The 21,919-nt window shown below is 59.5% G+C and carries 18 protein-coding genes; 13 read left to right on the forward strand and 5 right to left on the reverse strand.

Annotated features, from left to right (window positions below):
- Positions 1 to 634: 634 nt before the first annotated feature.
- Positions 635 to 1,816: a colicin-like pore-forming protein gene (locus ACP7B3_RS15255; protein WP_426179480.1), complete on the forward strand. Its 1,182-nt coding sequence runs from the start codon at positions 635 to 637 to the stop codon at positions 1,814 to 1,816.
- A gap of 11 nt (positions 1,817 to 1,827) precedes the next feature.
- Here the strand turns inward: ACP7B3_RS15255 and ACP7B3_RS15260 are convergent, their stop codons facing one another.
- Positions 1,828 to 2,154 carry a Cki family colicin immunity protein gene (locus ACP7B3_RS15260; RefSeq protein ID WP_426179482.1) on the reverse strand — a complete coding sequence of 109 codons (327 nt, stop codon included), beginning with the start codon at positions 2,152 to 2,154 and terminating at the stop codon, positions 1,828 to 1,830.
- A gap of 448 nt (positions 2,155 to 2,602) precedes the next feature.
- Here ACP7B3_RS15260 and ACP7B3_RS15265 point away from each other — a divergent pair, with 448 nt between their 5' ends.
- Positions 2,603 to 2,896 (forward strand): DUF3077 domain-containing protein, encoded by a 294-nt coding sequence (locus ACP7B3_RS15265; RefSeq protein WP_145162787.1) that lies wholly within the window; start codon positions 2,603 to 2,605, stop codon positions 2,894 to 2,896.
- Positions 2,897 to 3,206: 310 nt separating this feature from the next.
- Here the strand turns inward: ACP7B3_RS15265 and ACP7B3_RS15270 are convergent, their stop codons facing one another.
- Both ACP7B3_RS15270 and ACP7B3_RS15275 read right to left on the reverse strand, forming a co-directional pair.
- Positions 3,207 to 3,521, reverse strand: a complete 315-nt coding sequence (locus ACP7B3_RS15270) for an amidase (protein ID WP_177016196.1) — start codon at positions 3,519 to 3,521, stop codon at positions 3,207 to 3,209.
- Positions 3,518 to 4,591 carry a serine hydrolase domain-containing protein gene (locus ACP7B3_RS15275; RefSeq protein ID WP_426179485.1) on the reverse strand — a complete coding sequence of 358 codons (1,074 nt, stop codon included), beginning with the start codon at positions 4,589 to 4,591 and terminating at the stop codon, positions 3,518 to 3,520. Before ACP7B3_RS15275 ends, ACP7B3_RS15270 begins: the two co-directional genes overlap by 4 nt.
- Before the next feature lie 185 nt (positions 4,592 to 4,776).
- Between ACP7B3_RS15275 and olsB the strand changes: the two genes are divergently transcribed.
- Positions 4,777 to 5,532, forward strand: coding sequence for an L-ornithine N(alpha)-acyltransferase (gene olsB / locus ACP7B3_RS15280; protein WP_119738887.1), 756 nt, complete (start codon positions 4,777 to 4,779; stop codon positions 5,530 to 5,532).
- Positions 5,532 to 6,323: a lysophospholipid acyltransferase family protein gene (locus tag ACP7B3_RS15285; RefSeq protein WP_426179487.1), complete on the forward strand. Its 792-nt coding sequence runs from the start codon at positions 5,532 to 5,534 to the stop codon at positions 6,321 to 6,323. Before olsB ends, ACP7B3_RS15285 begins: the two co-directional genes overlap by 1 nt.
- A gap of 108 nt (positions 6,324 to 6,431) precedes the next feature.
- Here the strand turns inward: ACP7B3_RS15285 and ACP7B3_RS15290 are convergent, their stop codons facing one another.
- Complete coding sequence (locus tag ACP7B3_RS15290; protein WP_426179489.1) at positions 6,432 to 7,016, reverse strand: ACP phosphodiesterase; 585 nt, start codon at positions 7,014 to 7,016, stop codon at positions 6,432 to 6,434.
- A 154-nt stretch (positions 7,017 to 7,170) separates the two neighbouring features.
- Between ACP7B3_RS15290 and ACP7B3_RS15295 the strand changes: the two genes are divergently transcribed.
- From ACP7B3_RS15295 to ACP7B3_RS15305, 3 genes are read left to right on the forward strand one after another with little or no spacing between them, the layout of a single operon-like run.
- Positions 7,171 to 7,497, forward strand: coding sequence for an ArsR/SmtB family transcription factor (locus ACP7B3_RS15295; protein ID WP_145162776.1), 327 nt, complete (start codon positions 7,171 to 7,173; stop codon positions 7,495 to 7,497).
- Between the two features lie 14 nt (positions 7,498 to 7,511).
- The gene (locus ACP7B3_RS15300) at positions 7,512 to 8,678 is read left to right on the forward strand and encodes an MFS transporter (RefSeq protein WP_262209281.1); all 1,167 of its coding nucleotides are present in this window, start codon (positions 7,512 to 7,514) and stop codon (positions 8,676 to 8,678) included.
- 31 nt (positions 8,679 to 8,709) lie between these two features.
- The gene (locus tag ACP7B3_RS15305) at positions 8,710 to 9,765 is read left to right on the forward strand and encodes an alkene reductase (protein ID WP_145162774.1); all 1,056 of its coding nucleotides are present in this window, start codon (positions 8,710 to 8,712) and stop codon (positions 9,763 to 9,765) included.
- 385 nt (positions 9,766 to 10,150) lie between these two features.
- Here ACP7B3_RS15305 and ACP7B3_RS15310 read toward each other — a convergent pair whose 3' ends face one another.
- Complete coding sequence (locus ACP7B3_RS15310; protein ID WP_426179492.1) at positions 10,151 to 10,783, reverse strand: TetR family transcriptional regulator; 633 nt, start codon at positions 10,781 to 10,783, stop codon at positions 10,151 to 10,153.
- Positions 10,784 to 11,069: 286 nt separating this feature from the next.
- Between ACP7B3_RS15310 and ACP7B3_RS15315 the strand changes: the two genes are divergently transcribed.
- The 6 genes from ACP7B3_RS15315 to ACP7B3_RS15340 all read left to right on the forward strand — a co-directional run bounded on the left by ACP7B3_RS15315 (position 11,070) and on the right by ACP7B3_RS15340 (position 21,886).
- Positions 11,070 to 12,218, forward strand: a complete 1,149-nt coding sequence (locus ACP7B3_RS15315) for an efflux RND transporter periplasmic adaptor subunit (protein ID WP_119738874.1) — start codon at positions 11,070 to 11,072, stop codon at positions 12,216 to 12,218.
- 3 nt (positions 12,219 to 12,221) lie between these two features.
- Complete coding sequence (locus tag ACP7B3_RS15320) at positions 12,222 to 15,386, forward strand: efflux RND transporter permease subunit (RefSeq protein WP_262209278.1); 3,165 nt, start codon at positions 12,222 to 12,224, stop codon at positions 15,384 to 15,386.
- Positions 15,383 to 16,840, forward strand: coding sequence for an AdeC/AdeK/OprM family multidrug efflux complex outer membrane factor (gene adeC, locus ACP7B3_RS15325; protein ID WP_426179494.1), 1,458 nt, complete (start codon positions 15,383 to 15,385; stop codon positions 16,838 to 16,840). The genes ACP7B3_RS15320 and adeC overlap by 4 nt, the downstream gene beginning before the upstream one ends.
- Before the next feature lie 314 nt (positions 16,841 to 17,154).
- The gene (locus tag ACP7B3_RS15330; protein WP_242194187.1) at positions 17,155 to 18,852 is read left to right on the forward strand and encodes a molecular chaperone HscC; all 1,698 of its coding nucleotides are present in this window, start codon (positions 17,155 to 17,157) and stop codon (positions 18,850 to 18,852) included.
- 11 nt (positions 18,853 to 18,863) lie between these two features.
- On the forward strand, positions 18,864 to 20,483 hold the full coding sequence (locus tag ACP7B3_RS15335) for a J domain-containing protein (protein ID WP_426179496.1): 1,620 nt from the start codon (positions 18,864 to 18,866) through the stop codon (positions 20,481 to 20,483).
- A gap of 152 nt (positions 20,484 to 20,635) precedes the next feature.
- A complete protein-coding gene (locus ACP7B3_RS15340; protein WP_242194192.1) occupies positions 20,636 to 21,886 on the forward strand; it encodes an OprD family porin in 1,251 nt (416 codons plus the stop codon).
- Positions 21,887 to 21,919: the final 33 nt, after the last annotated feature.

Raw genomic sequence — 21,919 nt, forward strand, 5'->3', positions numbered from 1 at the left:
GACAATCAAAGGTGGTTCCACTGGGTGGAACCTGAGGCGGACACCTAATAACCTTGTGGCGAGCAAGCTTGCTTGCGCTGGGGTGCGAAGCGACCCCAAAAGCCGACGACAGCCAGGAAGCCGTAAAGCTCAACCCGTTACGGTAGTAAATTGCCTTGGCCAGCGCGCGATACTCCTTATCTGAAGTCTGCTCAAAACTGCGTAGTTATCCCATCTCCTTGCGCCCTCCGACGTCTGCGTCCAATCAAAAAACAGCGGCCATAACGACAAAAGCCACTTATGTAACAAGACATAGATTTGCGCATAATGTTTATTGTTTGAAAGCCCGAAAATACATACAGTTTTTTACCACATGCTTTCCCAGCAGTTCCCCAAGCGCAATACAAACCACAAAAACCCATCACACCAAAAAGCAAGGAACGCCCCAAACAGAAAGACAAACAAACATCGAGTCTAATATAAGGATATAAATTATGACCACTTCAAAACACCCTAACACAGTGATGGCGATGAGTAGCCCTGATAGGTCAGGCGCCCCACTAAACAATTCGCCGACTCCTAACCGCCGGCCAACAGACACGGTCCTCAAGCAACAACACGTCATGCCAATTAATATCAAAAAGGGAACGTTGCTATGAGCGATCGTATTACAATCCAACTCGGCCTGACCGAAATCAGAGCTTATGAGCCAACAGTCTTCGGCACCGGCCCAGTGAGCGGCGGTGGCTACGGTGATGATTTTAGTAACAGCACGATAGGAAGAAAAGTCGCGGCGAATGCTCGCAAAGAGGTCAGTGAAAACTATAAAGTACCTATCAATAACGCGGTCGCCGCTCAAGAAGCTGATTACGCAGCGAAACGTCAATTGATACCGGAGGAACTTCAGAAAAAAATCGAAGAAGACAAGCGCACCAGTGATATGAAAGTAGACGACCGTATCGCTAACCTGTGGAGTGAAATCGGGTCTATGGACACGATTATTTCACAAACAGCTCTGGAGACTATTTCACTTCAATCAGTGGCCAACAGCTTTTATAAACGTAATTTTTTCGATCAGCCTATCAATGCGTTTATTACGGTGGCCGCCGCGCGATTGGCCTACCGTCTCGCCGATTCCAAAAAAAGCTTTGAGGATTGGCAAAAATCGCTTAAAGCAGCTTATGAAATCAAACGACTTAATGATGTAGCTGAACTGGCAAATAAACAAAAAGCGTGGTCGAGAGCGCAAATTGAAGAAGCACGCATTAACGCAGAAGCGGCTACAAAATTTGCTAACATAGACGACGCCATAAAATTTACCATCGCATTTAATGGCGAGGTGGCGAGAAAATTCGGCGAAAAATCATCAGTGCTCGCAGTTGAGTTGGCAGAAAGCGCTAAAGGGAAAAAGATCCGTAGTGCGGATGAAGCTTTTAATGCTTTCGATAAGTACAAAGATGCTCTGGATAAAAAATTCAGCGCCAAGGACAGAGCCGCGGCAGCAAAATACATCGATTCAATGGACTTTGAAGCTATCGGTAAGGCGTCAGCTAAATTCAGCAAAGGTTTTGGATATGCTGGGCACGCGATAGACTTTAAAGATGCTTATATTGAATTTAAAAAAGCTAGCAAGTCAGATAATTGGAAGCCATTTTTTGTAAAGGTCGAAGCTATTGCTCTTGGCATTTCAGCAACAGCATTGGTTAGCGCTATGTTTGGATTCATCGCAGTCACTCCGCTAGGCATACTGGCATTTGCTTTGCTGATCGCTGCAACCGGTGTATTGATTAATGACGCACGCGTCGAAAGTCTGAATAATTTCATTATGGAACTGTAATATTGGGCCGCCTACGTGGCGGCCTTTCTTTTAACGTATAAACTTATTAAAAAGAGCAAGCCAATGGGAATAGCAAGTGCAAAATAAAACCCATACACGAGTGTATAACCACCATTTGCAGCTCCAGTCAATACTGGCCCCGAACTCCAAAAATCCTTGCGAGTATAACGAAACACTACACTTTCTACTGCACGCTTTGCAAAGGGAAACAACAGTGCATTTGCGCCTGCAACTATAAAAACAACCTCAGCGTTATCGTCGCCCCTGGAAATAAACGCACAGATGAAAAACATAACCAAACCAATGGCCAAATTTTTTAAAAAATAATTCCTATCCATATCTATCAACCTTTCCCCAGCATGTGCGAGCGTCAAATCCGTCCTTCATACCTGTAGCTGACCTTAAAAGCCCTCTGACCGTCGTCAGATTACTATATAACGCAGGCATCTACTCCCTCTGCAACACTTGGACATGCGCGTTTTTTGTACTGAAAGCAACCCTACCCAAACACCGTAGAGTCATGTACTGCGCGCTCTATAGCCTGCATGCTCAACCGAACAAAGGGGCGAAATCATGCAACATAAAGTTGCTTTTAAACACTGGAGGGCTGCGTAATGAGGCCATGGATTCAATGGCCTTCGTTTCAATCAGATAGATCCTACCGGCTTCGAGGATTGCGGCCCATAAGCCATCGCGTTAGTCTCCTTCCTGTAGCTGCTCATCAGCGACCGGGCGTGGAATCCCGAGAAAAGAAGCTCTTTTTGGTTGCCCCAAAGGAGCAAGCTTATGCCGTACGAAATACCCTCAGCCGAAACCATCGGCGCCGCCACCTTCGCAGATTGCGGAGAAAACAAAAGCCATTTGAAAGTGTTCCGCGTCAACGCCGGGGTTCCACTCGTAGAAGCCCTCGAACACGCATCCCACGTGCTCTATTACGCAAAAATGCTCTCCCTTGAAGCGGCCATGGATCCCAAGGCGGAGAAGTTTGCATTCGCCTCGCATTATCTGGGGGAAATGGGTAAGGCCATCATTGATGACTTGCTGCTGGCTATGCAGCCTGGTAATCAAACCCCGCAGTAAGTCGTTCGCGCCCGGTGCAGTGCATCGGGCGCCGGCTTGGACTTCTCTCATTTCCAATGATCAGCGCAAATCCAATGTGGGAGGGGGCTAGCTCCCGATGGCGGTGTGTCAGTCGGCTTATATATAACTGGCCCACCGTATTCGCGAGCAAGCCCGCTCCCACATTTTGAGCTCAGTACATCAGGTAGACGCGTGTACTCGGTCAAATGTGGGAGCTGGCTTGCCTGCGAAGGCATCAACTGGTTATGCCTGATGTGCCGAGGTGCCTGCATCGCAGGCAAGCCAGCTCCCACAGAAAATCCTGGGTGTGTCAGGGGTTGAGGCGGCAGCCTTGACGGTCGCCTAGCCAGCGCGCCGTATGCGTGCGTCCCAACCCGCTCGCCGTCACTTCACTGCGCTCCGGGTTGTCGCTGAATGCACTGGTCGGCACGTATTGCTTCACATAACCCAGGCAATAGTCGGCGGGATTGTTCTCCACGTACCGGCACGAGCAGTACTCCTTGGCCGTGTACGCCGCGATGATGTCGGGGAAGGCTTGCAGGTTGACGCGCTCGTGCCACACCCAACCCAGCAGGGCGAGTAACAGCAGCAGAAAAACGCTGATAAACGGATGACGACGAATCATGGTTGCACCGCCGCAAGCACGCGTTTGAGCAATTCGTTGTGGCGGTACGCGCCGTCGCGGTCATCGCCGTAACGCACGATCACCAGGTGTTCATCGGGCAGCACGTACAGCGCCTGGCCCCAGTGGCCGAGGGCGGCGAAGGTGTCGGCAGGCGCGTCGGGCCAGGGTCTTGGGGCGCCCTGGTTGAGCCACCATTGCCCGCCGGGCACGGCTTCGTCCTGGCCGGGTTTGTACTTGTCGAAGGGTTGGCGATTGAAGGCGACCCATTCTTTGGGCAGCAACTGCTGCTCACCCCAGCGACCGTCGCGCGCCATCAACAGGCCGACGCGCGCCAAATCGCGGGCGGTGAGGTAGGCATAGGACGAGGCAACAAAGGTTTCGTCGGCATCGGTTTCCCAGGTGGCGTCGTGAATGCCCAGCGGCTTGAACAGCGCGTCCCACGGGTAACTCATATAGGCCTTGTGGCCGAGCATGCCTTTGAGGGTGGCGGAGAGGATGTTGCTGTCGCCGCTGGAGTAACGGAAGGCTTGGCCCGGTGCCGCTGCGGCCTCGGTGTCGGCGGCGAACTCAGCCATGTCGGCGCGGCCACGGGTGTAGAGCATCGCCACCACCGAAGATTTCAGCGGGGCGTATTCGTAATCTTCCTGCCAATCCAGGCCCGAGGCCCAGTGCAGCAGGTCGGCCATCGTCACTTTGGGGTGCTGCTTCATCGGCGGGTAGAAGCGTGCGGCGGGGTCGGTGAGTTTGAAGCGATTTTCGCCATAGGCCACGCCGAGCACGGTGGCCATCAGGCTTTTGCTGATCGACCAGGTCAGGTGCGGCGTGCTCGCGGTAGTGGGTGCGGCGTAGCGTTCATAGATGATCTCGCCGTCGCGGATCACCAGCAGCGCGTCGGTGCGAATGCCTTGGCGGGTGGCGTCGTCACGGGTTGGGAACGCATAGGCAGTCAGAGCATCGACAGCGGGGCCGGCGAGCGCTGTGCCATGGGCCCAGTCCTTGTCAGGCCAGGTGTCGGCGCGGGCGGCAACGGTGACAAACAGCAGGGCAACGCACAACAAGCCTCGGACCATGGACGCGAACTCAAGGGGGCATTCAAGCCCGCGAGCCTAGCCGAGGCGCATGACAGATTGGCGACATCAACGGCTGTCATCCAAGCGTCACCATAACTTCATGGAGCTGACACCGAGCCTACATAGCCTGAGTTTGGACAAACAAGTCGACCGGCCGAAATGTGGCTGGCACTCGGAGATTCGCCATGACTCAGATCGCCCGCATCAGCGACACCGGCAATGAACGCCGCCTGCAAGCCGAACGCCTAATTGGCGCCAAGGCTTTGCAGGAAGCCCAGGCCCTGCGGTTCAACGTGTTCAGCGGCGAGTTCAACGCCAAGCTGAAAGGCGCGGAACTGGGTCTGGACATGGATGACTATGATGTTCACTGCAGCCACATCGGCGTGCGGGATTTGAACAGCGGTCGATTGGTCGCCACCACCCGTTTGCTCGATCACCAGGCCGCCAGCACCCTGGGCCGGTTCTACAGCGAAGAAGAATTCAGCCTGCATGGCCTGCTGCATCTGCAAGGCCCGATCCTGGAAATCGGTCGCACCTGCGTCGACCCGGCCTACCGCAACGGCGGCACCATTGCCGTGTTGTGGGGCGAGTTGGCGGAAGTCTTGAACCAGGGCGGCTACAGCTACTTGATGGGCTGCGCGAGCATCCCGATGCACGACGGCGGCATCCAGGCCCACGCGATCATGCAGCGCCTGCGCGAACGCTACCTGTGCAACGAACACCTGCGCGCCGAGCCGAAAAAGCCACTGCCGGCGCTGGACCTGCCGTCCAACGTGATCGCGGAGATGCCGCCACTGCTCAAGGCTTATATGCGTTTGGGTGCGAAGATCTGCGGCGAGCCGTGCTGGGATGAAGACTTCCAGGTGGCCGACGTGTTCATTCTGCTCAAGCGTGACGAGCTGTGCCCACGTTATGCCCGCCACTTCAAGGCGGCCATGTGATGGCCCGCCTGCGCGTGTACGGGCGCATCGCCCGGGTACTGCTGGTGGTGGCGCTGGGGCTGAGCATGGCCAGCGTGTTTGGCGTGTTCGAGCGTTTGGGCGTGGCCAACTCGATGGTGCGGCGCCAGCGCTGGTCGCGATTCTTTATGGCGCGGCTGACCCACGCCCTGCCCTTTCGTGTGACGGTGCACGGTGAATTGCCAAAAACGCCGATGCTGTGGGTGAGCAATCACGTGTCCTGGACCGATATCCCACTGCTGGGCGCTGTGGCGCCGATGTCCTTTCTGTCCAAGGCCGAAGTGCGCACCTGGCCGGTGGCCGGCTGGTTGGCGGCCAAAGCCGGCAGCTTGTTTATCCGCCGGGGTTCGGGCGACAGCCAGTTAATCCGCAAGCAGATGACCCGGCATCTGGAGCAACAGCACCCGTTGCTGATGTTCCCCGAAGGCACCACCACGGACGGGCGCAGCCTGCGCACTTTCCACGGGCGCTTGCTGGCCAGTGCGATTGATGCGGATGTGTTGCTGCAACCGGTGGCGATTCGTTATCTGCGTGATGGGCAAGTGGACCCGCTGGCACCGTTTATTGGTGACGACGATTTGCTCTCGCACCTGATGCGCCTGTTTGCCAACGACCAGGGCGATGTGGAGATTCATGTGCTGCAGCCGATTGCGTGTGCCGGGCAGGAACGCGCGGCGCTGGCGTTCCAGGCGCAGCAGGCGGTGCAGAAGGCGTTGTTTGGGCCGTTGCCGGAGGCGGAGCAAGTGGCGGCTCGGCCGGCGTTTGCTGCCTAAAGCGGACACTCTCAAAAATGTGGGAGCGGGCTTGCTCGCGAATGCGGTCTGTCAGCAACAAATGTACTGACTGATACACCGCATTCGCGAGCAAGCCCGCTCCCACATTTAGATATCAGTAGTCAGAGAAGCTTGTGCAAACGCCTGCAACTCGGGGTAGAACAGCCGAAAGTCTTCACTCAGCGGCTCATACAACACCCGCAACTCCTGCATGGCATGCCTCAATTCCTCGGGCTGGGTCAAACGCCGCGAGATCCCGCGCAACACCTGTTCCATCACCGCGAACTCGCGGTACGACCCCAACCAATCATCCGCCGCCATATAGGGTGCGATCTGCGCCAGCCGTCCCGGCAGCTGCGCCTCGGCCGCCAGCACGCGGTACACCTGCGCCGTGAAGCGCTCCAGCGGCTGGTCGGCATACAGCGCCCAGTCCCGCGCCAGGCAGTGATCGAAAAACACATCCAGGACAATCCCGGCGTAGCGCTTGCGGGTCAGGCTGAAGCGTGACAACGCCTCGCCTACCAATGGGTGGCTGTCGGTGAAGCGATCGATGGAGCGATGCAACTGGATCGCCGCTTCGATTTGCGGGCTGAACTGGCCCTGCAGGCGGCCTTTGACGAAGTCACCATAGAGGCTGCCCAGCAATTGCGCAGGAAGTTGGCCGCCCAGGTGCAGATGTGCGAGATAATTCATGGCGCGCAGTCTACCACTGCCATCCATGTATCGTTATAACCCGATATACCGAAATAGCCGGTCTTAAGACCAAAAGCATATTGGTGTATCGGGATGTAACGATTTAAAGTTCGCCTAATCGCGATATAACGTTTTACGAAAACGAGCATCTGCCATGTCCATCGACCTCGACGAAATAATAAAAGCCCTGGCGCACCCAGTACGACGAGACATCCTCACCTGGCTGAAAGACCCGAAAGTGCAGTTCCCCGAGCAAGTGCACAACCACGAATACGGCATCTGCGCCGGGCAGATCGACCAGCGCTGCGGCTTGTCCCAGTCGACCGTGTCGGCCCACCTGGCGACCTTGCAACGGGCAGGTTTGATCAGCAGCCAGAAGGCCGGGCAGTGGCACTTTTTCAGGCGCAATGAGGAAGTGATCCAAGCCTTTCTCACGGCGCTTACGACTGAACTTAGCGCTGAAATCATCGAACCGCTGTAACCAAGGACACGCAAATGCCCCTCTCGCTACTCATACTGGCCCTGAGCGCCTTCGCCATCGGCACCACCGAGTTCGTCATCATGGGCTTGCTGCCCGATGTGGCGGCGGACCTGGGCGTGTCGATTCCCGGCGCCGGCTGGCTGGTCACCGGCTACGCCTTGGGCGTGGCCATCGGCGCCCCCTTCATGGCGCTGGCCACCGCCAGGCTGCCACGCAAGGCCGCCCTCGTAGCGTTGATGGGCATCTTTATTGTCGGCAACCTGCTCTGCGCCCTGGCCAGTGACTACAACGTGCTGATGTTTGCCCGCGTGGTCACCGCGCTGTGCCACGGTGCGTTCTTTGGTATCGGCTCGGTGGTCGCCGCCAACCTGGTGCCGGCCAACAAACGAGCATCCGCGGTCGCCTTGATGTTTACCGGCTTGACCCTGGCCAATGTGCTTGGAGTGCCGCTGGGTACCGCGCTGGGCCAGGAAGCCGGCTGGCGCTCGACCTTCTGGGCCGTGACGGTAATCGGCGTTGTGGCGCTGATCGGCCTGATCCGCTTTCTGCCGGCCAAGCGTGACGAAGAAAAACTCGACATGCGTGCCGAACTGGCCGCCCTCAAAGGTGCCGGCATCTGGTTGTCGCTGACCATGACCGCGCTGTTCGCCGCCTCCATGTTCACCCTCTTCACCTACGTCGCGCCGCTGCTGGGCGACGTCACCGGCGTGTCACCCAAAGGCGTGACCTGGACCCTGCTGCTGATCGGCCTGGGCCTCACCGTGGGCAACATCATCGGTGGCAAGCTGGCGGACAAACGCCTGGCGGCCACCTTGATCGGTGTGTTCATCAGCATGGCGGTGGTGTCCACGGTGCTGACCTGGACCAGCGTCGCGGTGATCCCGACTGAAATCACCCTGTTCCTGTGGGCCACCGCCTCGTTCGCCGCCGTACCGGCGCTGCAGATCAACGTGGTGACCTTCGGCAAGGCCGCACCGAATTTGGTGTCCACCCTGAATATCGGCGCCTTCAACATCGGCAATGCCCTCGGCGCCTGGGTCGGCGGCAGTGTGATTGCCCATGGTTTCGGCCTGACCAGCGTGCCATTGGCGGCTGCGGCCCTGGCGATTCTGGCCCTGCTGGTGACCCTGATTACTTTCCGTCAGAGCGGCGATGCCGACCTGGCCCCTGCGACCAACTGATCAATCCACTTAAACAGAAGGGTGTTATCCCATGACGACTATTTTCGATCCGATCAAACTGGGCGACCTGCAATTGTCCAACCGCATCATCATGGCGCCGCTGACCCGCTGCCGTGCCGATGAAGGCCGCGTACCCAACGCGCTGATGGCCGAGTACTACGTGCAACGCGCGTCCGCCGGGCTGATCCTCAGCGAAGCTACCTCCGTGACGCCGCTGGGCGTGGGCTACCCGGACACTCCGGGCATCTGGTCCAACGACCAGGTACGCGGCTGGGCCAATGTGACCAAGGCCGTGCACGGCGCGGGCGGCAAGATCTTCCTGCAACTGTGGCACGTCGGCCGCATCTCCCACGAGTCGTACCTGAACGGCGAAACCCCGGTGGCACCCAGCGCGATCCAGCCTAAGGGCCACGTGAGCCTGGTGCGTCCGCTGGCCGACTACCCGACGCCTCGTGCGCTGGAAACCGCTGAAATCGCCGATATCGTTGACGCTTACCGCGTCGGCGCCGAAAACGCCAAGGCCGCAGGCTTTGACGGCGTGGAAATCCACGGCGCCAACGGTTACCTGCTCGACCAGTTCCTGCAAAGCAGCACCAACAAGCGCACCGACAACTACGGCGGTTCCCTGGAAAACCGTGCGCGCCTGCTGCTGGAAGTGACCGACGCCGCCATCGACGTCTGGGGCGCCGGCCGCGTGGGTGTGCATCTGGCGCCGCGTGCCGACTCCCATGACATGGGCGACGACAACCTGGCCGAAACCTTCACCTACGTCGCCAGCGAACTGGGCAAGCGTGGCATCGCGTTCATCTGCTCGCGTGAAAAAGAAGCCGGCGACAGCCTCGGTCCACAGCTGAAAAAAGCCTTCGGTGGCCCGTACATTGCCAACGAACGCTTCACCAAGGACAGCGCCAATGCCTGGCTGGCCTCGGGCAAGGCAGACGCGGTGGCCTTTGGCGTACCGTTTATTGCCAACCCGGACCTGCCGGCTCGCCTGAAGGCCGACGCGCCGCTGAACGAAGCGCACCCGGAAACCTTCTACGCCAAGGGCCCGGTCGGCTACATCGACTACCCAACCCTGGCGCTTTGATCGTCTGAAACGCAAAAGCCCCGGTTCGCAGGAACCGGGGCTTTTTACTGCGCGCAGGAATACCGGAGATTGAATGTGGCAGCTGGCTTGTATGGGAGCTGGCTTGCCTGCGATAGCATCGCTGCGGTGCCTCTGGCGTACCGAGGTGTCTGCATCGCGGGCAAGCCCGGTTCCCACCCAAGCCGCCCCAACATGTTGATTTGCGCCAGCTTTAGAAACATTCCTTCACAGGCTTGCAACAATATTGCTACAAAATACTTAGGCGGCTACCTATCAACCGGCCGCCAGCCCGTATATAAAGTCACCCCACCTTTCAGGCGCAAGGACGATCGACTGTCGCTCGTCTTTGCTGTTGACACAACTGGACGCAATTACGCATTTTGTCTTAATTGCGCAGGCTGGGGCTCAGGCGCAGCATGTCCAGCCCTGCATCAACCCAGCGCTCGGCCTCTTGATGCAACTGAAAGCTGTCGGGCACCAGAAGCCATTGGCCAATCAGCCCATTGATGTAGGCATGAATGCACACCGCACCACGGGTGGTGTCGAGATTTTCCGGAAGCTGCCCGCGATTGACCGCATTACGCAATGTCAGGCCGATACGCAGATTGCATTCCAGGCTATGGGTCTGGCGCTGGCGGCGCATGTCACACATTTCATCGGTGAACTCGCACTTATGAAACAAAATCTCATTAATGCGCCGGGTTTTCGGGTCCAGGGCCACCTGATGAAACAAATGAATCAACAGCTTGCGCATACAGCCAAGCGGATCGACTTCATCTTCGCTTTCACTCGCCCGGGCCAGTTCGTCCAGGGGCTCGTGCAGCGTGTCCAGCAGTGCCTGGAGCAAATCGGACTTGTTGCTGAAATGCCAGTAGATGGCACCGCGCGTCACACCGGCCAGCGCCGCGATATCCGCCAGCGTAGTGCGCGCAACGCCGCGCTCATAAAAGGCCTGTTCGGCGGCTTCGAGAATCTGGCTGCGCGTTTCCTGAGCTTCCTCTTTGGTGCGACGAACCATGGCAGTAAAACCTCAATCAGAACACTTGGGACTATCGGTAACGCAGCTTTAATAGGCGGTAACGATCATCTAAATAATTGTGGGACGACACCGTCATGGGCGCCGAACGTACTAAAATCGAGGCTTTTGGACCTGCTTTGTCAGCATTCCGCGAAGCCTGTCAAGAGTTTACAAACAACCATGAACGTAAGTATATTGCGTAGCAAGCTACTTATCTACTCACAGCTTGTTTTTTACCCTTCCACACTTCTTGTGCGCATTCTGCGCGCCTGACCCGAGGATCTTCATGCAACTTAAGCCAGCTGTTACCGCTCTGGTCACTGCCGTCGCCCTGGCATCGCTGCTCAGCGGATGTAAAAAGGAAGAAGCGGCTCCGCCCGCTCAAACCCCTCAGGTCGGCGTGGTCACCATTCAACCGCAAGCCTTTACCCTGACCTCCGAATTGCCGGGGCGCACCACCGCCTTCCGCATTGCGGAAGTTCGGCCTCAGGTCAACGGCATCATTCTCAAGCGCCTGTTCAAGGAAGGCGCCGACGTGAAGGAAGGGCAACAGCTCTACCAGATCGACCCATCGGTGTATGACGCGACCCTGAAAAGCGCACAAGCCAGCCTGACCCAGACCAAGTCCATCACCGACCGCTACAAGCAGTTGGTCGATGAGCAAGCCGTCAGCCGTCAGGAATACGACACTGCCGTCGCTAACCGCATGACTGCCGAAGCAAACGTTCAAACCGCCCAGATCAACGTGCGCTACACCAAAGTGTTCGCGCCGATCTCCGGGCGTATTGGCCGTTCTTCGGTCACCGAAGGCGCACTGGTCAGCAATGGCCAGGCCGATGCCATGGCCGTCATCCAGCAACTGGACCCGATCTATGTCGACGTCACGCAGTCTTCGGCTGAAATGCTGAAACTGCGCCGTGACCTGGAAAGCGGCCAGCTGGAAAAAGCCGGCGAAAATGCCGCCAAGGTCAAGCTGACCCTGGAAGATGGCAGCGCCTATGGCCAGGACGGCAAGCTGGAATTCTCTGAAGTGTCGGTCGACCAGACCACCGGTTCCGTGACCCTGCGCGCCGTGTTCCCGAACCCTGATCACACCCTGCTGCCGGGCATGTTCGTCCACGCCCAGCTGCAAGCCGGTGTGAACAGCAAGGCCATACTGGCCCCGCAGCAAGGCGTGACCCGTGACCTCAAGGGCATCCCGACTGCGCTGATCGTGAACAAGGACAACAAGGTCGAGCAACGTCAGCTGGTCGCCAACCGTACTGCCGGCGCCTACTGGCTGGTGGAAAAAGGCCTCGACGCCGGTGACCGCGTGATCACCGAAGGCCTGCAATTCATCAAGCCGGGCATCGAAGTCAAGGTCAAGGACGCAGACAACGCCAAACCCGCCGGCACTGCCGCAGCGCCTGCTGCCGATGCTGGTAAAGGGGAGTAATCCATGTCGAAATTTTTTATCGACCGTCCCATTTTCGCCTGGGTAATTGCCCTGGTGATCATGCTGGTCGGGGCACTGTCGATCCTGAAGTTGCCCATCAACCAATACCCGGCCATTGCGCCGACCGCCATCGACATCCAGGTGACCTACCCAGGCGCGTCCGCACAAACCGTGCAGGACACCGTGGTGCAGGTGATCGAGCAACAGCTCAACGGTATCGACAACCTGCGTTATGTTTCCTCGGACAGTAACTCCGACGGCAGCATGACCATCACCGTGACGTTCAACCAGGGTACCAACCCGGATATCGCCCAGGTTCAGGTGCAGAACAAGCTGAACCTGGCGACCCCACTGCTGCCGCAAGAAGTGCAGCAGCAGGGTATCCGCGTAACCAAGTCGGTGAAGAACTTCCTGATGGTAATCGGTCTGGTGTCGGAAGACGGCAGCATGACCAAGGACGACCTGTCCAACTACATCGTGTCCAACATCCAGGACCCGATTTCGCGGACCGCCGGTGTAGGTGACTTCCAGGTGTTCGGCTCGCAGTACGCCATGCGCATCTGGCTCGACCCGGCCAAGTTGAACAACTATCAGCTCACGCCAGTGGATGTCAGCACCGCGATCTCCGCACAGAACGTGCAGGTGGCTACCGGCCAACTCGGCGGCTTGCCTGCCGTGCCCGGCACCCAGTTGAACGCAACCATCATCGGCAAGACCCGCCTGCAGTCTGCAGAGCAGTTCGGCAATATCCTGATGAAGGTCAATACCGACGGCTCACAGGTACGCCTGAAGGATGTCGCCCGTATCGAGCTGGGCGGTCAGAACTACAGCATCGCGGCACAGTTCAACGGCAAACCGGCATCCGGCATGGCGATCAAGCTGGCGGCCGGTGCTAACGCTCTGGACACCGGCAAGGCTATCCGCGCCACCGTGGCGTCCCTGGAACCGTTCTTCCCGCCAGGCATGAAGGCGGTGGTGCCGTATGACACTACCCCGGTGGTGACCGAATCGATCTCCGGTGTGGTTGACACCCTGGTCGAAGCGATCGTGCTGGTGTTCCTGGTGATGTTCCTGTTCCTGCAGAACTTCCGCGCCACCATCATCACCACCATGACCGTACCGGTGGTATTGCTGGGTACCTTCGGGATCCTCGCTGCGTTCGGTTTCACCATCAACACCCTGACCATGTTCGGCATGATCCTGGCCATCGGCTTGCTGGTGGACGATGCCATCGTGGTGGTGGAAAACGTCGAACGAGTGATGGCCGAGGAGCACTTGTCGCCTAAAGAGGCGACGGTCAAGTCCATGGGCCAGATCCAGGGCGCCCTGGTGGGTATTGCCCTGGTGTTGTCCGCAGTACTGCTGCCGATGGCATTCTTCGGCGGTTCCACCGGTGTGATCTACAAACAGTTCTCCATCACCATTGTTTCGGCGATGGCGTTGTCGGTACTGGTTGCCCTGATCTTCACCCCGGCCTTGTGCGCAACCATGCTCAAGCCGATCGACCCGGAAAAGCACGGCCAACCCAAGCGCGGTTTCTTCGGCTGGTTCAACCGCACGTTCGACCGTGGCGTACTGAGCTACGAACGCGGCGTCGGCAACATGATCAAGCACAAGATTCCGGCGTTCCTGGTCTATGCGCTGATCCTGGCCGGCATGATCTGGCTGTTCATGCGCATCCCCGCCGCGTTCCTGCCCGATGAAGACCAGGGCGTGATCTTCGCTCAGGTACAGACGCCGGTCGGTTCTTCGGCGGAGCGCACGCAAACCGTCATTGACGACATGCGTGCCTACCTGCTGAACGACAAGGAAGGCGAGCCAGGCGAAGGCAAAGGCGTAAAATCGGTGTTTACCGTAAACGGCTTCAACTTTGCGGGCCGTGGCCAAAGCTCTGGCCTGGCCTTCGTGATGCTCAAGTCATGGGAGGAGCGCGACGCATCCAACTCGGTATTCGAAATTGCCAAGCGCGCCCAGACTTACTTCTCTCAGACGTTCAAGGACGCCATGGTGTATGCCATCGTGCCGCCTTCGGTTCTGGAGTTGGGTAACGCCACCGGTTTCGACGTATTCCTGCAAGACCAGGGCGGCGTCGGTCACGACAAGCTGATGGCTGCGCGCAACCAGTTCCTGGGTGCAGCGGCACAAAGCAAGATCCTGGCAGGTGTGCGTCCCAACGGCGTGAACGATGAACCGCAGTACGAGCTCAGCGTCGACGACGAGAAGGCCAGCGCACTGGGCATCAGCCTGTCAGACATTCAGCAGACCTTGGCCATCGCCCTGGGTGGCAGCTACGTCAACGACTTCATCGACCGTGGTCGCGTGAAGAAAGTGTATGTGCAGGGCGATGCTTTCAGCCGGATGTCCCCGGAAGACCTGGATAAATGGTTCGTGCGCAGCACCTCCGGGAAGATGGTGCCAATGTCGGCCATCTCGTCGGGCAAGTGGATCTACGGTTCGCCGAAGCTCTCGCGCTACAACGGTGTAGCCGCGATGGAAATCCTCGGTACTCCGGCGCCTGGCTACAGTACCGGCGATGCGATGACAGAAGTCGAGCGCATTGCCAAGGACCTGCCGGCGGGTGTCGGTTATGCGTGGACCGGCCTGTCGTATGAAGAACGCCTGTCCGGCTCCCAGGCACCTGCGCTGTACGCCCTGTCGCTGCTGGTGGTGTTCCTCTGTCTGGCAGCGCTGTACGAAAGCTGGTCGATCCCGATTGCGGTGATTCTGGTGGTGCCGCTGGGTGTGATCGGTGCGTTGATCGCCACCAGCATGCGCGGGCTGTCCAACGACGTGTTCTTCCAGGTAGGCCTGTTGGTGACGGTGGGCCTGGCGGCGAAAAACGCCATCCTGATCGTGGAGTTCGCCAAAGAGCTTCACGAGCAGGGCAAAGGTATTGTCGAGTCGGCCATCGAAGCCTCTCGCATGCGTCTGCGGCCGATCATCATGACGTCCATGGCGTTCATGCTCGGCGTACTGCCCCTGGCGATTTCCACCGGTGCCGGCTCAGGCAGCCAGCACGCGATCGGTACCGGCGTAATTGGCGGTATGATCACCGCCACCGTCCTGGCGATCTTCTGGGTGCCACTGTTCTTTGCAACCGTGTCGTCTGCTGGCGAGCGCAACAAAAAGACGGACACTACTGAAACTCCTAAAGAGGCTGGCCAATGAGCAAGTCGCTACTTTCCCTAGCCGTCACGGCATTCGTGCTCAGTGGCTGCTCGCTGATACCTGACTACCAGCGCCCCGAAGCGCCGGTGGCAGCGCAGTACCCGCAGGGGCCGGCGTATTCGTCGGCCCAGGCGCCGGGCCAGGCCGCTGCCGAGCAAGGCTGGAAGCAGTTTTTCCATGACCCTGCCCTGCAGCAGCTGATCCAGACCGCGCTGGTCAACAACCGTGACCTGCGTGTCGCGGCCCTGAACATCGACGCCTATGCGGCGCAGTACCAGATCCAGCGTGCCGACCTGTTCCCGGCCATCTCGGCCACTGGCAGCGGCAGCCGCACGCGTACGCCGGCCAAGCTGTCGCAGACCGGCGAAGCGGGCATCACCAGCCAGTACTCGGCGGGCCTGGGGATCAGTTCCTATGAGCTGGACCTGTTCGGCCGCGTGCGCAGCCTCAGCGAAGAAGCACTGCAAAAGTACTTCGCCACTGAAGAAGCGCGGCGCAGCACCCAGATCAGCCTGGTGGCCAGTGTGGCCAACGCCTACCTGACCTGGCAGGCCGACAAGGAACTGCTCAAGCTGACCCAGGACACCCTCGGTGCATTCGAGCAGAGCTACAAGCTGACCTCGCGCAGCAACGAAGTCGGCGTGGCCTCGGCCCTCGACCTCAGCCAGGCGCGCACCTCGGTGGAAAACGCGCGTGTGCAACTGGCGCGCTATACACGCCAGGTGGCCCAGGACGAAAACAGCCTGACCCTGCTGCTCGGCACCGGTTTGCCGGCCAATATCGCCAGCAGGCCGCTATCGGATGACCTGCTCAGCGAAGTGCCAGCCGGGTTGCCATCGGACCTGCTGCAACGTCGTCCCGACATTGTGCAGGCCGAGTACAACCTCAAGGCCGCCAACGCCAACATCGGCGCGGCGCGTGCAGCGTTCTTCCCGAGCATCAGCCTCACCGCCAGTGCCGGTACTGCCAGCCCAACCCTGGGCGGCCTGTTCAAGGGCGGTTCGGGCACCTGGTCATTTGCGCCGCAGATCAACATCCCGATCTTCAACGCCGGTAGCCTGCGCGCAAGCCTGGACTACTCGAAGATCCAGAAAGAGATCAACGTGGCCAACTACGAGAAGGCCATCCAGACCGGCTTCCAGGAAGTCTCCGACGGCCTCGCCGCGCGTGCGACTTACAAGCAGCAACTGGACGCCCAGCGTGGCTTCGTCGCGGCCAACCAGGATTACTACCGCCTGGCCGAGCGTCGCTACCGCATTGGTGTCGACAGCAACCTGACGTTCCTCGACGCCCAGCGCCAGCTGTTCAGTGCCCAGCAATCGCTGATCACCGACCGTCTGGCGCAGCTCAACAGCGAGGTCAACCTGTACAAGGCCCTCGGTGGTGGCTGGAACGAGCAGACCGCGAAGAACGAGCCTGTGAAAGAAGAAGCACCGGCACTGAAGTTGTTCTAATCGTGCTGTTGTAGATAAAACCGCTTCCCTCACCGGAAGCGGTTTTTTTATGCCTGGTGATAACCCTCCTCTCCTCGTGGCGAGCGGGCTTGCCCCGCGTTGGGGCGCGAAGCGGCCCCGAACCAGTCGCCCAATTTCCACCGGGCACTGCGCGGCGCCTGAATTGGGGCGGCTTCGCCACCCAACGCGGGGCAAGCCCGCTCGCCACAACCCGCCCGCTCACTACAGGAAACGGGCTTGCCTTGCTTTCTGCGGAACCTTTCAGGGTAAAATTGGTTACAGATTCTTACAGACCACAAAGGGAGCTTGTCGTAATGATCGTAGGAATCGACCTGGGCACAACCAACAGCCTGGCCGCCGTCTGGCGCGGTGACGCTACCGAAATGGTGCCCAATGCCCTTGGCCAGTTGCTGACCCCGAGTGTGGTCGGCCTGGATGACCAAGGCCGCATCCTGGTGGGCCAAGCCGCCAAGGAACGCCTGCACACCCACCCGCACCTGACCACCTCGCTGTTCAAGCGCTACATGGGCAGTGCCACCGAAGTGCGCCTGGGCGACCGCTCGTTCCGCCCCGAAGAACTCTCGGCGCTGGTGCTCAAAAGCCTGAAAGAAGACATCGAGCGCACCTACGGCCAGACCGTCACCGAAGCCGTGATCAGCGTGCCCGCCTACTTCAGCGACGGCCAACGCAAGGCCACGCGCATCGCCGGTGAACTGGCCGGGCTCAACGTTGAAAAACTCATCAACGAACCCACCGCCGCTGCCCTGGCTTACGGCCTGCACCAGCGTGACAAGGAAACCTCGTTCCTGGTGTTCGACCTCGGCGGCGGCACTTTTGACGTGTCGATCATCGAGCTGTTCGACGGCGTGATGGAAGTGCGCGCCAGCGCCGGCGACAACTTCCTGGGCGGCGAAGATTTCGACACCTTATTGCTCGAACACTTCGTCGACAGCCAGCGCAATGCCCAGGGCTTCCCGCCCACCAGCACGGTGCTGCAAGCCCTGCGCCGCGAAGCCGAGCGGGTGCGCAAAGCCTTGGGCCAGGACGACAGCGCCGAGTTCGCCCTGCGCGTTGACGGCCAGCAATGGGCCACAACCCTCACCCAGGCTGAACTCGCCAAGCTCTACACACCCTTGCTGGAGCGCCTGCGCGCGCCGATTGAGCGCGCCCTGCGCGATGCGCGGATTCGGGTCGGCGATCTGGATGAAATCCTGCTGGTCGGCGGCACCACGCGCATGCCGCTGGTGCGCAAACTGGCCGCTGGCTTGTTCGGGCGCTTCCCGTCCATCAGCCTCGATCCAGACCAGGTGGTCGCCCACGGCGCGGCGATTCAGGCTGCGCTCAAGGCCCGTTCGGCAGCGCTGGAAGAGATCGTGCTGACCGACGTCTGCCCGTACACCCTGGGCATCGAAACCTCGAACCAATATGGCGGCCATATCGAAAGCGGGCATTACCTGCCGCTGATCGAGCGCAACAGCAGCGTGCCGGTCAGCCGGGTTAAGAGTGTGGTCACCCTCCACGACGACCAGACCCGCGTGCTGTTGAAAATCTACCAAGGCGAAAGCCGTCTGGTGAAAGACAACATCGAACTGGGCCAGTTGGAAATTCCCGTGCCCAAGCGCAAGGCCGGCGAGGTCTCGCTGGACGTGCGCTTCACCTACGACAACAACGGCTTGCTCGAAGCCCAGGTGAACATTCCGCTGACCGGCGAGCAGCATTCACTGGTGATCGAGAACAACCCCGGCGTGCTTAGCCCGCAGGAGATCCAGCAACGCCTGCAAGCCCTGGCGCTGTTGAAGATTCACCCGCGCGACCAGCAGGTCAACACCGTGTTGACCGCCCGTCTCGAACGGCTCTACCAGGAAAACCTCGGCGAGTTGCGCGAACAACTCGGGCACTGGGCCGCGCAGTTCCAGCAAGTGCTCGACACCCAGGACGAACGCCGCATCCGTGAGGCCCGCAGCGAACTTACCCGCCAACTTGAGCAACTCGACAACGGGTTCTGGCGCTGAGAGAGAACGACATGGACTGTTGGACAGTGTTGCAACTGGCGGACGATGCCGACGAGCGCACCATCAAGCGTGCTTACGCGCGGCTGCTCAAAAGCTGCCGCCCGGACGACGACGCCCAGGGTTTCCAGCGCCTGCGTGAGGCTTACGAACAAGCGCTGCATATCGCGCGCTGGCGGGCCGAGCATGAGGACGAAGAGGTCGAAGTCATCGACGCGCCAGTGGCCGAACTGGCCGACGGCAACCCGCATGAATACGCGCAATTTGACGATACTCGCCTCGTCAGCCCTGCCCTGTTCGACCTGCCGCCCGAGCAGACGCGCGCGCAAGCGCTGATCAACGGGCTGGGCGCTCACACCCTCGACGAGCGCTGGGAACAGGCCCAGCATCAACTCTGCGCCGATGCGTTCCAGGCAGCTCTGCTGCGCCACTGTTTCGATGCCCCCGGTGAGCGTGCGGCAATTGCCGCCTGGGCGGTGCAGCACTTGGAATGGCTGACGCCTTGGCAACGTGTGGCGATGAGCCCCTGGCAACATGAGGCGCTAAGCGGCGAGCTGCTGCAGGCGTATCGCCAGGCGCTGCAGGAACAGCTGGAGCAAAAGGCCGAGCGCGAGTTCGTCAACCTGCTTAAAGCCTACAACCAGCAACCCTGGCTGCGCGTGTTCGACCTGCAACAACAATGGCAGCGCATCGTCCTGCAATTGCTCCACGACACCACGTGGAGCGTGCCGTTGTTTGAGCGCGTCTGCCAGGTCTTTGGCTGGGATGACCAGAAAGGCCTGCACCCCGAGCCCGAGTGGATGTGGCGGGGCCTGGTTGAACGCTGCGAACAGGAGAGTTTCTACGACACCCTGTTGGAAAAAGCCCACAACGGCCCGCGCAACGCACCCGACACCTTGCCCGCACGCTTGCTGCTGACGCGGATGCCGACTGCCGAACAGCTCCGTTTGGTGTCCCAGTTTGGTGATGATCAGTGGAACGCGTGCCAGCAACTGTCGCAAAAGTTTGCCTGGCGCTATCCGTCGTTACTGGAGCGCCTGCCGCAACCCGATGTATTTTTTTGGCGAAAATTTTTGCCGCGCCCGGTCTCCGGACAAACCTGGGGCAGGGTGTGGGGCGGGCTGGCCATTGCCACGTGCGTGGCCTCCATTCACCTGAAAAAAGGCCCGGTGCCGCTCGAACTCTTCATCTTCATGTTGATGACCTTCCTGCCGACCGTCGTCGCCATACGCCTCACTCAGGGCTGGGCCGCCATCACCTCGCGATTCCTCGTTGCCGACCTATGGCTGAGCGAGAGGCTGTTGCCCCAACGCTTCAACCCACGCCAATACTGGTTGGTCCTGCGCCACGGTATTCCGCAAGTGGGGATGCTGGTGATGTTCGGCTTTTTGCTCGGCGTGATGGGCATAGTGACTTACTTGGGCATGATCCTGATCCACTTGTTCAGCCACCGGCGCATGGGCACGGTCGACGAATCCTTCAATGCCAAATGGCCGTGGATCAGCGGCCTGCATTGGAGTTACTGGAGCCCCTGGCAACTGGTGTTTCTGGTGGTCATGGTGGTACTGACGCTCGCGTTCCAGCTGTACCTGCCTGCCTTTCCGTTGACCCGCCTGGTTGAATCTCGACTGTAACTTTCCCAAGGGCGGGCAGCCGATGCAGGCATGCCCGCCAACTTGCGTTCGATCATCGCCCACAACCCGCCCTGCCCCACTTTCATCACGTCCACACCGCCAAGCACCATGGCCGGCACCTGCATAACCCCAATAACAACAGGTCCAACACCATGAGCATTTTCCAACCGCGCCAGCTGTGGCTGGCGACCGCTGTCGCCAGTCTTGCACTCCCTGTCGTCGCCGAAGAGCACGGCTTTCTCGAAGACGCCAGCGCCAACCTCAACCTGCGCAATTTCTTCTTCAACCGCAATTACACCAACCCGACCAAAGCCCAGGGCGGCGCGCAGGAATGGACGCAAAGTTTCATTCTCGACGCCCGTTCCGGCTTCACCCAGGGCACGCTGGGTTTGGGTATGGATGTGCTGGGGCTGTACTCACAAAAGCTTGATGGCGGGCGCGGCACCGGTGGCACCCAGCTGTTGCCGCTGGACCACGACGGCCGCCCGGCCGATAACTTCGGACGCCTGGGAGTGGCGTTCAAGGCGCGGCTTTCCAAGACCGAACTGAAGGTCGGCGAGTGGATGCCGGTGCTGCCGATCCTGCGCGCCGACGACGGCCGCTCCCTGCCGCAAACCCTGCGCGGCGGGCAGATCACCTCCAAGGAAATCGACGGCCTCACGCTCTACGGCGGTCAGTTCCGCGCCAACAGCCCGCGCGATGACAGCAGCATGACGGACATGTCGATGTCCGGTAAAACCGCCTTCACCTCCGACCGTTTCAACTTCCAGGGCGGCGAATATGCGTTCAACGACAAACGCACCCAGATCGGCATATGGAATGCCCAGCTCAAGGACATCTACCGCCAGCAGTACGTCAACCTGATCCACAGCCAGCCCGTGGGTGACTGGACCCTGGGCGCCAACCTCGGGTTCTTCTACGGCAAGGATGACGGCAGCGCCCGCGCGGGAGAGCTGGACAACAAGACCTGGTCCGGCCTGTTTTCTGCGCGTTACGGTGGCAACACCTTCTACGTCGGCCTGCAAAAACTCACCGGCAACAGCGCGTGGATGCGCGTCAACGGTACCAGCGGCGGCACCCTGGCCAACGACAGCTACAACGCCAGCTACGACAACGCCCAGGAAAAATCCTGGCAGGTGCGCCACGATTTCAACTTTGTCGTCCTCGGCCTCCCGGGCCTGACCCTGATGAACCGCTATATCAGCGGCAGCAACGTGCACACCGGGGCCATCACCGACGGCAAGGAGTGGGGCCGTGAGAGCGAACTGGGCTACACCGTGCAAAGCGGCGCCCTCAAGGATTTGAACGTGCGTTGGCGCAACTCCAGCATGCGCCGCGACTACAGCAACAATGAGTTCGACGAGAACCGCTTGATCGTCAGTTACCCGATCAGCCTGCTGTAGGCGTCCGTCAGTGCGAATGGCAGCCGCGCCTTG

The sequence above is a fragment of the Pseudomonas sp. TWRC1-2 genome, assembly GCF_049896685.1.
Classification (GTDB): Bacteria; Pseudomonadota; Gammaproteobacteria; order Pseudomonadales; family Pseudomonadaceae; genus Aquipseudomonas.